Below are 15734 nucleotides of genomic sequence, written 5' to 3'. Positions count from 1 at the left end.
GAATATCTAATATTATAAAAAAATACTACATATCATAATATATTTATTTAAAGAGATCAAAAATGAGCAAAAAATGTCAAGTAACTAATAAAAAACCTATGTTTGGAAATAACCGGTCACACGCAATGAATGCAACAAAAAAAAAATTTTTACCTAATTTACAATATCACAGATTTTGGGTACCTAAAGAAAAAAAATTTATTAAATTAAAAATTTCAGCAAAAGGAATCAGAATAATTGATAAAAAAGGTATTGAAGAAACTATAAAAAATCTGAATAAAATAGGAAAAAAACATGGCAAAAAGTAAAAGAGAAAATATCAAACTTATTTCTTCATCTGGTACTAAACATTTTTACACTACCACTAAAAATAAAAAATCTAAATCAGAAAAAATAGAATTAAAAAAATATGACCCAATTAAACGAAAACATGTCTTATACAAAGAAACTAAAATTAAATAAAATACATCAAAGATTTTAATATATTAAAAGAATAAAAAATTATTTAAAATCTATTCTAAAAATCTTATAAAAATAATATATTAAAATCATCTTGGAGCTAAGCGGATTCGAACCACTAACCTTTTGCATGCCATGCAAAAATTCTACCTAATTGAACTATAGCCCCTATAAATACATCATAAAATTAAAGAAATATTTATAATATAATAAATGTAATAAAATAAACTAATCCTGAATAAGAAACAACATATTTTTAATTCTAACTAAAGAAGATGATTGACCAATAATTTCCATCACTTTACTTATACTAGGTGAAACACTTGAACCAGTAATTGATATACGTAATAATACATATATATCTTTTAAAGAAAATTTATATTTTAACGATATTTCGTCAACTAATAACATAATATGTTTAGCATTCCAAATAGAAAAATACGATAATTTGTTATATATAATACTTAAGAGATTATAGAAATGTATTGACGAATATTTTCTTAATAAATTAGTATTTATATCAAAAAAATCACTAAAAAAATATTTGGATTGCAATGCCATTTGTTTTAAAGTATTACACCGATCTCGTAAAATACTAATTATCAAAAATAAATCTGGACCATTTTCAAAAGAGATATTTAATGCATGTAAACATTTCTTAAAATTATCAATCAAATTAGAATCAATTGGTAAATGGTTCAAATAATAATGATTAAACCATAAAAGTTTTTTTTTATTTAAAGTACTAGAAGACTTACTAATTCCTTTTAAAGAAAAAAATTGCTTCATTTCTTCAAGACTAAAAATTTCTTGATCATTATGAGACCATCCTAATTTTAATAAGTAATTTAAAACTGCTTCTTTAAGAATTCCTTCTTTTTTATAATCTAAGAGACTTTCAGAATTCTTTCGTTTAGATAAATTAGTTTTATCATGATTGATTATCATGGAAACATGAGCATAAATTGGAATATTAGCATTTAAAGATTTTAAAATATTAATTTGTCTAGGAGTATTATTAATATGATCCTCTCCTCTAATAACATGAGTAATTTGCATATCTAAATCATCCATAACTACACAAAAATTATAAGTTGGAATACCATTTCGACGTTGAATAATTAAATCATCCAATTCATGATTATTAAAAATAATTCTTCCTCGAATTTGATCATCAAAAATTACTTGCCCATCTAAAGGATTTTTAAATCGAATAACATAAGATTCATTATTACGATTATTAAAAAAAATCTCTCTGCATTTTCTATCATAACGAGGTTTTTTTCCATTTAATATTTGATTTCTTCGAATCATATTTAGTCTATCAATAGAACAATAACATTTATAAGCAAGATTTGATTCCAACATATAATGAATAACTTTTTTATAAAATCTTAATCTCGTACTTTGTAAGTATGGTCCTTCATCCCAAGTAATACCTAACCATTTTAAAGTACTTAAAATATTTTTTATATATACTGTATTTGATCGACTAATATCAGTATCTTCAATACGTAACACAAAAGATCCATTAAAACGCTTTGCAAACAACCATGAATACAAAGCGGTCCTCATACTTCCAAGGTGTAAAAAACCCGTAGAACTAGGCGCAAATCGAGTTTTAATTTTCATATATAAATATTCTTGTAAAAATTATCAAATTTTCAAATGAGTTTTAATAATTTTGTAAATTAAATAAAAAAAAATCAATATTTTCAATTAAAAAGATTGACTAGTTTTTATTTGCCCTTTAAAATATATTATAATTTGTTATTTTACGGGTGATTAGCTCAGTTGGTAGAGCGCCTCCTTTACACGGAGGAAGTCGGCGGTTCGAACCCGTCATTACCCATAAAAATTTCGGGTCGTTAGCTCAGTTGGTAGAGCAGTTGACTTTTAATCAATTGGTCGCAGGTTCAAATCCTGCACGACCCAAAAAAAAAAAATTATTTTATTAAATCATCTATCTCGTTTTCCTTAATAATTTTTATATTTAATTGACGAGCTCGTAAAATCTTTGAACCAGGATTTTTTCCAGATATTAAAAAATCAGTATTTTTAGAAACATTGTTAGAAAAAATAGCACCATAATTTAAAAGTCGATCTTTTATTTGAGATCGAGAAAATCTACTAAAAGTTCCAGTACATACAACACGTTTATTCAATAAAAAACTGGATTCAAGCATTAGTTTCGAGGGGACTTGTTGAATAAATACAATTCCAACCTGTAAAATCAAATCATTTATATCTTTGATATTACGATCATTCTGGATAAATTTAAAAAAATTATTAGCACTGACTGATCCAAGATATTTAATATCATGTAACTGTTGAAGATTACAATTCATAATCTTCTCTAAAGAACCAAAATATTTTGCAATAGAATTAGAAGACTCTATTCCTATGTCATCGATACCTAAAGCATAAATAAATCTATTTAACGTAGTATACTTACACTTTTTAATAGCATAAACAATTTTTGTAAGAGATTTTTTTCCTAAATGTTTTAATTTAGATAAATTATTTATTTCTAAATAAAAACAATCGATAGGTTTATTAATATATTTTTGAAATACTAAAGTACGAATTAAACTAATACCAAAACCTACAGCATTCAATGCAAATTTAGAAAAAAAATGTTCAATAACTCGTACTTTTTGATCCATACAAATATCGAAAGCATAACATTTAGAAAATGTGTTATTTTTATTATGATACAAAATAGAATTACAAGAAGGGCAAAATTTCGTAAAAACTATTCTTTTCATATTATAAGAACGTTTCGAAGTAAGAACACCTGTAATTTTTGGTATAACATCTCCAATTCTTTCAATAATAATTGTATCACCAAAACGGAGATTTAGTTTACTCATTTCCCGTTTATTATATAAAGAAGCTTTTTGAATAAAAGCACCAGATAAAAATACTGGCTGAAAATAAGCAACTGGAGTAATAATACCAGTTCGACCCACTTGATACTTTACATTAATAATCTTAGTATATGCTGATTTTGAATAAAATTTAAAAGCAATTGCCCATTTTGGAAATTTTGAAGTATATCCTATTTTATTTTGTAAAATAATAGAATCCAATTTAATAACAACTCCATCAATATCAAAACTTAAGGATTCACGTATTTTAATAGTATTAAAATAAAAATCTAATATTTCTTCTATAGTTGAAGTCAATAAACAATAATCATGGATGAAAAAACCAAACTGACGTAAAATCTTTAATTGTTCTGAATGAAAATAATAATTATGCAATCCTTTTAAATAACTATATCCATAACAATAAAAAAATAAATTTCTTTTTTTGGTGACTAAAACATCATGTTGACGTAAAGAGCCAGACGCAGCATTACGAGTATTAGAAAAAATACGATCATTATTTTTAATAGCTAAAGAATTTAAACGATGAAAATCAGACTTTAACATGCATACTTCACCTCTAACCTCTAATAAGTCTGGTATATCATCTCCAGATAAAAATAATGGTATATTATTTATAAATTTAGCATTTTGAGTAACATCCTCCCCTTTAATTCCATTTCCACGAGTTAATGCTCTAATAAATTTTCCGTCTTTATATAATAAACTTAAAGCTAACCCATCAAATTTTAAATCACAAAAAAAATTTATTTTTTGATTATTATTAATCTTCTTATAAATATTTCGGTAAAAATTTTTCAAACCCTGGACAGTAAAAGTATTATCTAATGATAACATGGGAACAATATGATTACATGTATCAAAATTATATGATAATACTGAACCAATTGGATGATATTTTTTTTCTAACGAGTAAAGACCTGATTTTGTTTCTAATTTTTCTAATTTTTTTAATAAAATATCATATTCTAAATCAGAAATAATAGGACTATCTAAAGAAAAATATAAATAATCATGATAACGTAATAATATACGTAACTTCAAAATTTTTTCTTTGAATGATTCCATAATAAAATTACCTAAAATTAGAATATTAACATATAAAAATTATAAAAAAATTAATAAATATATCAATACATACTAAAATGTATAATTAATATTATAATAGTACAAATATTTATTAAATATAATTAATAGAAATATTTAAATAAAAAATATATATAAAATATTGAGAAATAACATGAAAACATTCTATCAAGACAATTCGTTAACTATTGGAAATACCCCACTAGTCAGATTAAAAAGTATAGGAAATAAACGAATATTTGCAAAAATTGAATCTCGTAATCCTAGTTTTAGTGTAAAATGTAGAATTGGGGCAAATATGATTTGGGAAGCCGAAAAAAAGGGATTGATCAATAAAGACACACATCTAATAGAAGCTACAAGTGGAAATACAGGAATAGCGCTTGCCTATGTAGCAGCAGCTAGAAAATATAAAATTACTTTAACTATGCCTGAAACTATGTCAATAGAACGACAAAAACTTCTAATTGCATTAGGAGCAAAACTACAATTAACAAATAAATCTGATGGTATGCAAGGAGCAATCAATCAAGCCCAAAAAATAGCTAAACAAAATCCAAAAAAATATATTCTATTAGAACAATTTAGCAATCCAGCTAATCCTAAAATACATGAAATCACAACAGGTCCCGAAATTTGGAAATCTTTAAATAACAAAATTGATATACTAGTAGCTGGAGTGGGAACAGGAGGAACAATTACAGGAATAACAAAATACATTAAAAATATCAAGAGAAAACCTAATCTCATTAGTGTTGCTGTTGAACCAAGTGATTCTCCAGTAATTTCACAAACCTTATACGGTTTAAAAATTAAACCAGGTCCACATAAAATACAAGGAATTGGAGCGGGATTTATCCCAAAAAATTTAAAACTAGAATTAATTGATGAAGTAATTCAAGTATCTAATGAAGAAGCATTCATTATGTCTCATGCTCTTATGAAAAAAGAAGGCATTCTCAGCGGAATATCTTCCGGAGCAGCACTTGCAGCAGCTTTAAAAATACAAAAAAGACCTAATTTTAATAAAAAAAATATAGTAGTAATTCTCCCTTCATCTGCAGAAAGATATTTAAGTACAGAATTATTTTCCGATGAATATTACAAAAAATGATAATTATAGTATAATGTAAATTTAAATATTTTAAAACTAAAAAATAATCGTATTAAATAATATTAGTAATGAAAATTAAATCAAATTATAATCAAATTATTATTTTATTTAAAAATTAAATGTATCTAATAACTTATTTATTCAAATAAAGAGATATAACATGATAAAAAAAGATATTAAAATTATTTCTGAACATGGATTACATACCAGACCAGCAGCAAAATTTGTCCATGCTGCACAAAAATTTCAATCTGAAATCCTAATAACATCAAATAAAAAATCTGTAAACGCAAAAAGTTTATTTAAACTACAAACATTAGGATTAAGTCAAGGAACCATAATAACATTATCTGCCAATGGAATTGATGAAAAAGAAGCTATTAAAAATCTAGAAAAAATTCTGTTAGAAATGGAATAAATTCTAAATTTAAAAAATAATATATTCTTTAAACTAATTTTTCAAGATTGTTTGAGAATGAATTTAATCCATACTATTTTTACCTGATACAAGTAATATATCCGTATAAAAATAGAATATATTTTATATCAAATACAAATAAAGGTGATATTATGATTTCAGGTATTTTAGCATCCAAAGGAATTGCTTTAGGAAAAGCATTTTTATTACAAGAAGAACCGATTATTATTCATCAACAAAATATATCAAAAAACCAAATCGAAGAAGAACTTCAAAAATTTTTTAATGCAAGAAAAAAAACTATTCAACAACTAAAAAATATTAAAAAAAAATCAAAAATCCTGTTTAAAAATCAAGAAGAAGAAATTTTTGAAGGACATATCATGCTCTTAACAGATAAAGAATTAGAAAATGAAATTACTTATTTAATTCGAAATCAACTAAATACCTCAGAATATGCTATAAAAATTATAATATCTGAACAAATTAAAGAATTAGAAAAAATAGAAGATGAATATTTAAAAAACAGAGCAATTGATATCCGAGATATTGGTAATAGATTATTAAGAAATATACTTAATTTAAATGTTATTGATCTAGAAAATATTCAACACGAAGTGATTTTAATTTCAAAAGATTTAACTCCATCTGAAACAGCTCAAATTAATTTTAAATATATATTAGGATTAATTACTGATCTTGGAGGAGAAACATCACATACTTCAATTATGGCTCGTTCATTAGAAATTCCAGCAATTGTAGGTACTGGAAATATTACTCAATTAGTAAAAAATGGAGATTTTTTAGTACTTGATGGAATTCAAAATCATATTTATATTAACCCAAAAAAAGAAATTATTGAACACATTAAAAAAATTAAGAATAAATATGATTTTGAAAACGTACGATTAAAGAAATTCAAAAATCTGAAAGCTATTACAATTGATAATCATCAAATCGAAATTAGTGCAAATATAGGAAATATTCAAGATGTAATTAATGCAAAAAAATATGGAGCAGAATCAATTGGATTATATCGTACCGAATTTCTGTTTATGGAAAGAAATGAACTACCCTCAGAAGAAGAGCAATTTTTTGCATATCGCGAAGTAGCAGAAAAAATGGGAAATAAACCAGTTATTATCAGAACTATGGATATTGGTGGAGATAAAGAAATTCCATATATGAATCTCCCAAAGGAAGAAAATCCATTTTTAGGATGGAGAGCTATTAGAATTAGTTTAGATAGAAAAGATATATTACATACACAATTAAAAGCTATTTTAAGAGCATCAATTTTTGGAAAATTAAAAATATTATTTCCTATGATTATTTCGGTAGAAGAAATTAGAATTTTAAAAAACGAAATTAATAAATTAAAAGATCAACTACACAAAAAAAATATATTATTTGATCATCAAATTCAGATAGGAATTATGATCGAAACTCCAGCATCAGCAATTATTGCAAATTATTTAATAGAAGAAGTAGATTTCTTCAGTATTGGAACTAATGATTTAACACAATATACTCTTGCTGTAGATCGAGGAAATGATTTAATTGCAAATTTATACCAACCTATGAGTCCATCTATTTTAAAACTTATTCATACAGTAATTCAGGCATCCCACAAATCCGGAAAATGGACTGGTATGTGTGGTGAATTGGCAAGTAATGAACAAGCCGCTATTTTACTAATAGGTATGGGTTTAGACGAGTTTAGCATGAATCCATCTTCTATACCAAAAATAAAACAAATTATTCGAACAATTAAATTCAGGGATGCTGAAAAATTAGCAAAAATGGCGTTAAAGAAAAAAACCACACAAGAAATTGTACATTTAGTAAATAATTTTATTTCTACATAATAATATTGATTATTTATTAAAATGTTATTTTAAAGGTAAAATATGAATTTATTTTCTAATTTTTTTAAAAAAAAACAAACCAACTCTTCTCAATATACTGATATCATCTCCCCCGTATCAGGAACAATAACAAATATAAAAGACGTTCCAGATGAAGTATTTTCAAAAAAAATTATCGGTGATGGAATAGCAATTAAACCATCTGGTCATAGAATAGTAGCTCCTGTAAATGGTAAAATTGGAAAAATTTTTAAAACAATGCATGCATTTTCTATTGTTACAGAAAATCAAATCGAATTGTTTGTACATTTTGGAATTGATACAATTTTATTAAAAGGAAAAGGATTTGAGAAAATTGCATCTGAAAATCAAATAGTTAGTGCTGGTGATATAATAATAAAATATGACTTAAAATTTATTATAAAACATGCAAAATCTATTTTAACACCAATAGTAATATCAAACATTGATCAAATTCAAAAAATTAAAAAATACTCAGGTCAAGCAATTGCAGGAAAAACAGTAATCATGAAAATAAAAAAATGAACAGATATATAATTTAAAAACGGTGCTTTTAGGTACCGTTTAAAATATTTTATTTCAAAAAAAAATAACCACTTAAATAAAATTTATACGCCTCCAGCGATCAAATAATAAACATCTAATTTTAGTCAATTCATATTTAATTTCTTTCCCTTGAAATCCTAATTTTATAATAGAAGAAATTGAAACGGATTTCATAATATGATACGCTTTTAATAAAAATGTTGTAATATTAATATTAAATAAGGTATTTTTAATAAAAAGAGAATTTTGAAAAAATTTTATTACGATCAAAATATCATAAAATTGTTTTGGTTTTCTCCAAACATCAATTTTATTTAGAAACAATACAATATTTTCTGAAGATTGGGACCGCGAAAAGTTTAAAAAAACATAAAATCCAGAAAAATTCATACAAAGTTTTCTTAAATAAGATGAAACTTTATAACGCATACAAAAATTTTTTATAAAATATGTAATATATTTATCATAAAAAGTATGAATTTTATACAAAAACAAAAATTTTTGTTGAGCAATTAAAAAACAAAAAAATAAAAACCTTATTGATACTCTTGAAGTAAATTGAGCAATAGAAGCTAAATAAAATAAAATAGGATGTTTAAAAAAAAAATTTTTATTTACATTAAAAGAATGTTGATTAAATAAACACATAAATTCTGGGAATAAAACAGATAAAGCACCACAAATATATAATACTTGAAAATACACATGAGGATAAAAAGTTTGGAAAGCTTTTTCTGTTTCCTTCCATATTCTTTCTACAGTTAAAGATTTTAATTCTCTAGAAGTAGAAATTAAGGACATTAAAGATAATGTATCATAAGAAATCATAAATCCCAAATTTGAAAACCGAGCAGAAAATCTAGCAACCCTTAAAACACGCAACGGATCTTCTAGAAAAGAATAAGAAATATGTCTTAATATACCTAATTTAAGATCAGAAATTCCATTAAATGGATCAATATAATTTCCATTTTTTTTTTGTGCAATAGCATTAATTGTTAAATCACGACGCATCAAATCTTCTTCTAAAGTGACATCAGCAGAAAAGTATGTAACAAATCCTGTATGTCCAGATCCAAATTTACGTTCCGTTCGAGCCAGAGCATATTCTTCTTTTGTATGAGGATGTAAAAATACAGGAAAATCTTTTCCTACTTGCAAATATTTCTTTTTAATTAATTGTTCTGGAGTAGAACCTACCACCACCCAATCTTGATCCGAATTAGAGATATTTAACAATTTATCCCGTACTGCACCACCAACCAAATATACTTCCATATAATGAATTCAAAAATAAAAAATATAAAATTTATATTTTATATAAAACATAAAAAATGTATAATTACAATAATTTAAAAATATCTTTGTACATTATTTTAATTATGTAAAGAAGATTCATAAAAACCTATATTAAGGTTATCATGATGAACGACTATTCATTAAAACAATTTGGAAATTTTAAAGATCGAATAAAATTAGCAATTTCTACTTTACAATCAAAAAATGGAATAATTATATTAGATGATAAAAATAGAGAAAATGAAGGAGATTTAGTATTTTCATGTGAAAATATGACTACTCAACAAATGGCATTAACTATTCGATATGGAAGTGGAATTGTATGTTTGTGTATCACAGAAAATAAAAGAAAACAATTAAATTTACCAATGATGGTAAAAAATAATACTAGCACCTACCAAACAGGATTTACAGTAAGTATTGAAGCATCTAAAGGAATATCTACTGGAGTATCAGCAAAAGATCGACTTAAAACAATCCAAGCAACTATACCAGATACAGCAAAACCATCTGATTTAAACAGACCGGGTCATGTATTTCCTGTTTGTGCACATCAAGGAGGAATATTTTCCAGAGCTGGTCACACAGAAGCATCCATTGAAATTATGAAATTAGCTGGATTTAAACCAATGAGTGTTATCTGTGAATTAACAAATAAAGATGGTAGTATGCCTAATATAAAAGAAATAATTAAATTTTCAAACATACATGCTATGCCGTTAATTACTATAAAAGATTTGATATTATATCTTCAGGATAATACAAATAAACAATTTTAATATTAAAAATTATATTGGATGAATCTCTGTAATTTTCCACTTGGGACGAACAATAATATCAATTTTTTTAAAAGAATATTTTTTAAAATACATCATTCCAGTATAAGCAATCATAGCAGCATTATCAGTACAAAATTCAGGACGAGCATAAAATAATTTACCGCGATATTTATATAACATACGTTCTAAATGTAAAATCAAATTTTTATTAGAAGAAACTCCTCCTGCTATTACTAATTGACGAAAACCTGTATATTTTAATGCTTGATCACATTTATGTGATAATATGTTAATTACAGCATCTTCAAAACCACGAGCAATATCAAACAAAGACTGAATATTATGTAAATTTTTTCGGATAAGATTTAAAGTAAAAGTTTTTAATCCTGAAAAACTAAAATTAAAATTCGAATGATACTTCATAGGATGCGGAAAATTAAATTTACCCGATATTCCTTTTTTTGCAAAAGTAGAAAGAACTGCACCACCAGGATACCCTAAATTTAATGCTTTAGCAATTTTATCAAACACTTCTCCTACTGCATCATCGAGTGTTTCTCCTAATAATTCATATTTACTCATTTCATGAGCAAGAATTAATTGAGTATGTTTTCCAGAAACTAATAAAGCAATAAATGGAAATTGAGGAGAATGTTTTTCTAACATTGGAGATAATAAATGACCTTCCATATGATGAACAGGAATTGCAGGAATATTACAAGCAAAAGCTAACGCACAACCAATAGATGCCCCAACAAGTAATGAGCCAGGTAATCCTGGACCTGCAGTGTATGCTACTGCATTAATATTGTTTAAAAAAATTTTTTTTTTTTTAAAACATATTTAATTAAAGGAACCAATTTATATATATGTTCTCTAGATGCTAACTCTGGAACTACCCCACCATATACAGAATGTATATGCGATTGACTATATACTTCATTGATTATTAAACCTATATTATCATCATAAATTGCAATACCAGTATCATCAAAAGAAGTTTCAATACCTAATATACGCATAATATATCCATAATTTTAATGTATTTTAAAGTATAACAAAAAATTTTTATTAAGTGTATAATAATATATACCTTCAATATATAAATATTAAAAGGATAAATATATTAAAATGATTTATAATGAAATCATTTAATCATCAATACAAATAAACGATTTTAAAGGAGATTAATAATTTTATATGCCTGTTATTAAAGTACGTGAAAATGAACCATTTGATATTGCTCTAAGAAGATTTAAAAGAGCTTGCGAAAAAGCTGGTATATTAGCCGAAATGAGAAGACGAGAATTTTATGAAAAACCAACAACAGAAAGAAAAAGAGCAAAAGCATCTGCTATCAAAAGACTCCTAAAAAAAATATCTAGAGAAAATGCAAAAAAAATACGAATGTATTAAAAAAAAATTCTTTTTTAAAAATATTTTTCTATTAATATTACAATATAAAATACCATGAATCATTTTATACCAAAAGAATTTATACAAGAAATTTTAAAAAAAACCAATATTATAGATATAATTCATAATCATATAAAAATAAAAAAATTCGGGAAAAATTATCAAGCAATTTGTCCATTTCATAATGAAAATCAACCATCTTTTACAATAAATACAGAAAAACAATATTTTTATTGTTTTGGTTGTCACTCATATGGAAATATTATTGATTTTTTAATGAAATATAATCAATTAACATTTGTAGAAAGTGTTAAAGAATTAGCAAATATAAATGGATTAAAAATTCCATATAAAAAAAAGTATCACCAAATATATTATGAAAAAATCGCAATATATCAAAGTATGAAAATAATATCAAATATATATTGCGATAATATACAATCAAAAAATTCTCAAAAAGCTCAATTATATTTAAAAAAAAGAAATATTCATTATAATACTATTAAATATTTTGAAATTGGATATTGTAATTATGAAAAATATTTCTTAAAAAAAATATTTGATAAAAATCAAATACCAAATTTAATCTTAGGAGGGGTTCTAATAAATAATAAAGAAAATAATAAATATGATAGATTTCAAGGTAGAATAACATTTCCGATAAAAGATAAATATGGTCGAATCACCGGTTTTGGGGGAAGAGCAATAAATAATAAAACATCTTCAAAATATATTAATTCTCCTACAACAAGTATATTTAATAAAGGAAATCAATTATATGGAATCTATGAAATATATAAAAAATTTTCAAAACCAAAATATTTAATTGTTGTTGAAGGATACTTTGACGTCATTTCATTAACACAGTATAATATTAAATATACAGTTGCTTCACTTGGAACAGTAACTACAAAAAAACAAATACAAATACTTTTTAATATTAGCCAAAACATTATTTACTGTTACGATGGAGATGAATCAGGAAAAAATGCAGCATGGAACACTTTTAAAATAGCATTATCTTATATGCATGACGGTTATAGTATGAAATTTATATTCTTACCGGATGGTGAAGATCCAGATAGTATAATTCATAAAGAAGGAGAAAAAAAATTTAAAACACGTATTAAAAATGCTATAAATATGATAGATTTTTTCTTAACAATATTACTAGAAAAAATTAATTTATCCTCTATAGATGGAAAATTGGAGTTATTTAACAAATCTTTACCATTAATTAATCAGATTCCAAGTCAATTAATAAAATTATATTTTCAAAAAGAAATAGGAAATCAAATAGGTATTACCGATGCATTTCAATTAGAAAAAATTTTTTCACAAAAAAAATATAATAATATCTATAATAATATAATTAAAATTAGATTCACGCATATCAAGATATTAATTAGTCTCATTATTCAAAATCCAACGCTAATTAATGTATTACCGAAATCAATTAAAAAATTAAAATCAATTGATATTAAAGGATTTGATATATTTTTAGATATAATTTCTAAATGTAAGAAATATAATATATTTCATACTGGACAATTAATAGAAATTTATCGACAAAAAAACAATATTTTTAATATCATTAAAAAATTAGCATATTGGGATAATATGATCGATTCAAAAAATACAAAAAATGTATTTCTAGAATTAATCATTAAAATATATCGTTTTAACTTGGAAAAAAAATATAATTTTTTAATATTAAAAGATCAAAAAAGTAATTTAAATAAATATGAAAAATATGAATTATGGAAAATTAATAAAATACTATCAAAAAAAATCATCGTTTAAAACTTCAAAATAATTTATAATATTTAAATAAAAATAATAAAATTAATCCAGTTACTCAAATACATATTTAATATAATTTATAGGAAATAATATATTATGAAAAATAATCGACACATACAACTAAAAATATTAATTAAAACAGGAAAAGAACAAGGATATCTAACTTATTCTAAAATCAATGATCACTTACCAGAAGATATTATCGGATCAGATCAAATTGAAGATATTATTCAAATGATAAATGATATGGGTATTCAAGTAGTAGAACATGCACCAGATTCTGATGATATAATACTAAAAACTGGAAACAATGATACAGATGAAGATATTGTAGAAGAAGCAGCTCAAGTACTATCTAATGTAGAATCAGAGCTTGGAAGAACAACAGATCCTGTACGTATGTATATGAGAGAAATGGGTACAGTAGAATTATTAACTAGAGAAGGTGAAATTGAGATTGCAAAAAAAATTGAAGAAGGAATTAATCAAGTACAATCTTCTGTATCCGAATATCCTGAAACTATTATTTATTTATTAAAACAATATGAACGAGTACAATCTGATCAAATAAGATTGTCTGAATTGATCACCGGATTCATTAATCCTAATCAACAAGATATCATTACGCCCATTACTAAATATAAAAAAACAAAAAGAAAAAATAATAAAAAACAAGCCAAAAATAAAAAACAGAATATTGATAAAAAAATCACTAATGAATATTTCGAAGAAAATAGTCTCGACACAAAATTAGTATGTAAAAAATTTTTGGAATTAAAAAAACAATACATAAAAACTAAAAAAACTATTGCAAATAAAAATAATACGCATAAAACAGTTTTTAAAGAGATTAAAAAATTATCAAATATATTTCAACAATTTAAATTAGTACCAAAACAATTTGAATATCTCATTAGTAACATGCGTAATATGATACAACGTGTCCGAAAACAAGAAAGATTAATCATGAAATTATGTATTGAACAATGTAACATGCCTAAAAAAAGTTTTATAAATTTATTTATTGGTCATGAAACAAACAAAAATTGGATATATATCGCAGAAAAAATGAATAAACCATGGTCTAAAAAAATATGTTTATTTAAAGAAAATATTTTTTTAATCATGAAAAAATTAATTCAAATTGAAAAAGAAACAGGACTTAGTATAGGACAAGTTAAAGATATCAACAGACGAATGTCAATAGGAGAAGCTAAATCAAAAAGAGCAAAAAAAGAAATGGTAGAAGCAAATTTAAGATTAGTAATTTCAATTGCGAAAAAATATACTAATCGAGGATTACAATTCTTAGATTTAATTCAAGAAGGAAATATCGGCTTAATGAAAGCAGTAGATAAATTTGAATATCGTCGGGGATATAAATTTTCTACATACGCAACATGGTGGATTAGACAAGCAATTACACGTTGTATCGCTGATCAGGCTAGAACAATTAGAATTCCAGTACACATGATTGAAACGATTAATAAATTAAACCGAATTTCCAGACAAATATTACAAGAAATTGGTAGAGAACCTACACCAGAAGAATTATCAGTGAGAATGTTAATTCCAGAAGATAAAATTCGAAAAGTATTAAAAATTGCTAAAGAACCTATATCTATGGAAACCCCTATCGGGGATGATGAAGATTCACATTTAGGTGATTTTATTGAAGATACTAATTTAGAGCTTCCATTAGAGTCAGCAACATCAAAAAATTTAAGAGCAACAACATATCAAATTTTATCTGGATTAACGGAACGAGAAGCAAAAGTATTAAGAATGCGATTTGGTATCGATATGCATACTGACCATACATTAGAAGAAGTTGGAAAACAATTCGATGTTACAAGAGAAAGAATACGTCAAATAGAAGCAAAAGCTTTAAGAAAATTAAGACACCCCAGTAGATCAGATGTATTAAAAAGTTTTTTAGAAGAATAAAAAATGGTAAACATAATTTTATAAGCTTCCGAAAATAAAATATTGGAAGCTTTAAATATAAAAATATAAACATTCTACATAAAAAAT

The 15734-nt window shown here is 24.5% G+C and carries 13 protein-coding genes, 3 tRNA genes and 1 pseudogene; 12 read left to right on the top strand and 5 right to left on the bottom strand.

What is annotated here, in order from left to right; translation table 11 throughout:
* Positions 1–62 precede the first annotated feature (62 nt).
* Both rpmB and rpmG read left to right on the top strand, forming a co-directional pair.
* Positions 63–308, top strand: coding sequence for a 50S ribosomal protein L28 (gene rpmB / locus AB4W55_RS00300; RefSeq protein ID WP_367672553.1), 246 nt, complete (start codon positions 63–65; stop codon positions 306–308).
* Positions 295–462 (top strand): 50S ribosomal protein L33, encoded by a 168-nt coding sequence (gene rpmG, locus AB4W55_RS00295; RefSeq protein ID WP_367672551.1) that lies wholly within the window; start codon positions 295–297, stop codon positions 460–462. Before rpmB ends, rpmG begins: the two co-directional genes overlap by 14 nt.
* Before the next feature lie 92 nt (positions 463–554).
* Here the strand turns inward: rpmG and AB4W55_RS00290 are convergent.
* Positions 555–628: transfer RNA gene (locus AB4W55_RS00290), tRNA-Ala, on the bottom strand.
* Positions 629–687: 59 nt separating this feature from the next.
* The gene (gene gltX, locus AB4W55_RS00285) at positions 688–2091 is read right to left on the bottom strand and encodes a glutamate--tRNA ligase (protein ID WP_367672549.1); all 1404 of its coding nucleotides are present in this window, start codon (positions 2089–2091) and stop codon (positions 688–690) included.
* 147 nt (positions 2092–2238) lie between these two features.
* Between gltX and AB4W55_RS00280 the strand changes: the two genes are divergently transcribed.
* Both AB4W55_RS00280 and AB4W55_RS00275 read left to right on the top strand, forming a co-directional pair.
* A tRNA-Val gene (locus AB4W55_RS00280) sits at positions 2239–2311 on the top strand.
* 10 nt (positions 2312–2321) lie between these two features.
* Positions 2322–2394 (top strand) — tRNA-Lys (locus AB4W55_RS00275).
* A gap of 11 nt (positions 2395–2405) precedes the next feature.
* Here AB4W55_RS00275 and ligA read toward each other — a convergent pair.
* Positions 2406–4418 (bottom strand): NAD-dependent DNA ligase LigA, encoded by a 2013-nt coding sequence (gene ligA / locus AB4W55_RS00270; protein ID WP_367672547.1) that lies wholly within the window; start codon positions 4416–4418, stop codon positions 2406–2408.
* Between the two features lie 172 nt (positions 4419–4590).
* Here ligA and cysK point away from each other — a divergent pair, with 172 nt between their 5' ends.
* The 4 genes from cysK (at position 4591) to crr (ending at position 8382) form a co-directional block, all read left to right on the top strand.
* Complete coding sequence (cysK, locus tag AB4W55_RS00265; RefSeq protein WP_367672546.1) at positions 4591–5550, top strand: cysteine synthase A; 960 nt, start codon at positions 4591–4593, stop codon at positions 5548–5550.
* Between the two features lie 160 nt (positions 5551–5710).
* A complete protein-coding gene (locus tag AB4W55_RS00260; protein WP_367672545.1) occupies positions 5711–5968 on the top strand; it encodes an HPr family phosphocarrier protein in 258 nt (85 codons plus the stop codon).
* 152 nt (positions 5969–6120) lie between these two features.
* Entirely contained in the window at positions 6121–7836 is a 1716-nt protein-coding gene (gene ptsI, locus AB4W55_RS00255; protein ID WP_367672543.1) for a phosphoenolpyruvate-protein phosphotransferase PtsI, read from the top strand.
* Positions 7837–7878: 42 nt separating this feature from the next.
* The gene (gene crr / locus AB4W55_RS00250; protein ID WP_367672541.1) at positions 7879–8382 is read left to right on the top strand and encodes a PTS glucose transporter subunit IIA; all 504 of its coding nucleotides are present in this window, start codon (positions 7879–7881) and stop codon (positions 8380–8382) included.
* Positions 8383–8454: 72 nt separating this feature from the next.
* Here crr and AB4W55_RS00245 read toward each other — a convergent pair whose 3' ends face one another.
* Positions 8455–9681, bottom strand: a complete 1227-nt coding sequence (locus AB4W55_RS00245; protein WP_367672540.1) for a tRNA CCA-pyrophosphorylase — start codon at positions 9679–9681, stop codon at positions 8455–8457.
* Between the two features lie 146 nt (positions 9682–9827).
* Here AB4W55_RS00245 and ribB point away from each other — a divergent pair, with 146 nt between their 5' ends.
* Entirely contained in the window at positions 9828–10481 is a 654-nt protein-coding gene (gene ribB / locus AB4W55_RS00240; protein ID WP_367672538.1) for a 3,4-dihydroxy-2-butanone-4-phosphate synthase, read from the top strand.
* A gap of 9 nt (positions 10482–10490) precedes the next feature.
* Here ribB and tsaD read toward each other — a convergent pair.
* A pseudogene (gene tsaD, locus AB4W55_RS00235) lies at positions 10491–11503 on the bottom strand (tRNA (adenosine(37)-N6)-threonylcarbamoyltransferase complex transferase subunit TsaD).
* 178 nt (positions 11504–11681) lie between these two features.
* On the opposite strand from tsaD, the gene rpsU reads away from it, so the two are divergent.
* From rpsU to rpoD, 3 genes are all read left to right on the top strand, one after another.
* Positions 11682–11897, top strand: a complete 216-nt coding sequence (gene rpsU, locus AB4W55_RS00230) for a 30S ribosomal protein S21 (RefSeq protein WP_367672537.1) — start codon at positions 11682–11684, stop codon at positions 11895–11897.
* Between the two features lie 54 nt (positions 11898–11951).
* The gene (gene dnaG / locus AB4W55_RS00225) at positions 11952–13700 is read left to right on the top strand and encodes a DNA primase (protein WP_367672535.1); all 1749 of its coding nucleotides are present in this window, start codon (positions 11952–11954) and stop codon (positions 13698–13700) included.
* A gap of 96 nt (positions 13701–13796) precedes the next feature.
* Positions 13797–15647 (top strand): RNA polymerase sigma factor RpoD, encoded by a 1851-nt coding sequence (gene rpoD / locus AB4W55_RS00220; RefSeq protein WP_367672533.1) that lies wholly within the window; start codon positions 13797–13799, stop codon positions 15645–15647.
* The last annotated feature ends 87 nt before the right edge of the window (positions 15648–15734 follow it).

This window comes from Buchnera aphidicola (Symydobius americanus), from assembly GCF_964059135.1.
In the GTDB taxonomy this organism is placed as follows: domain Bacteria; phylum Pseudomonadota; class Gammaproteobacteria; order Enterobacterales; family Enterobacteriaceae; genus Buchnera_L; species Buchnera_L aphidicola_AJ.
Note: the sequence above shows the minus strand (reverse complement) of the source record. Positions and strands in the feature narration are given on the sequence as shown.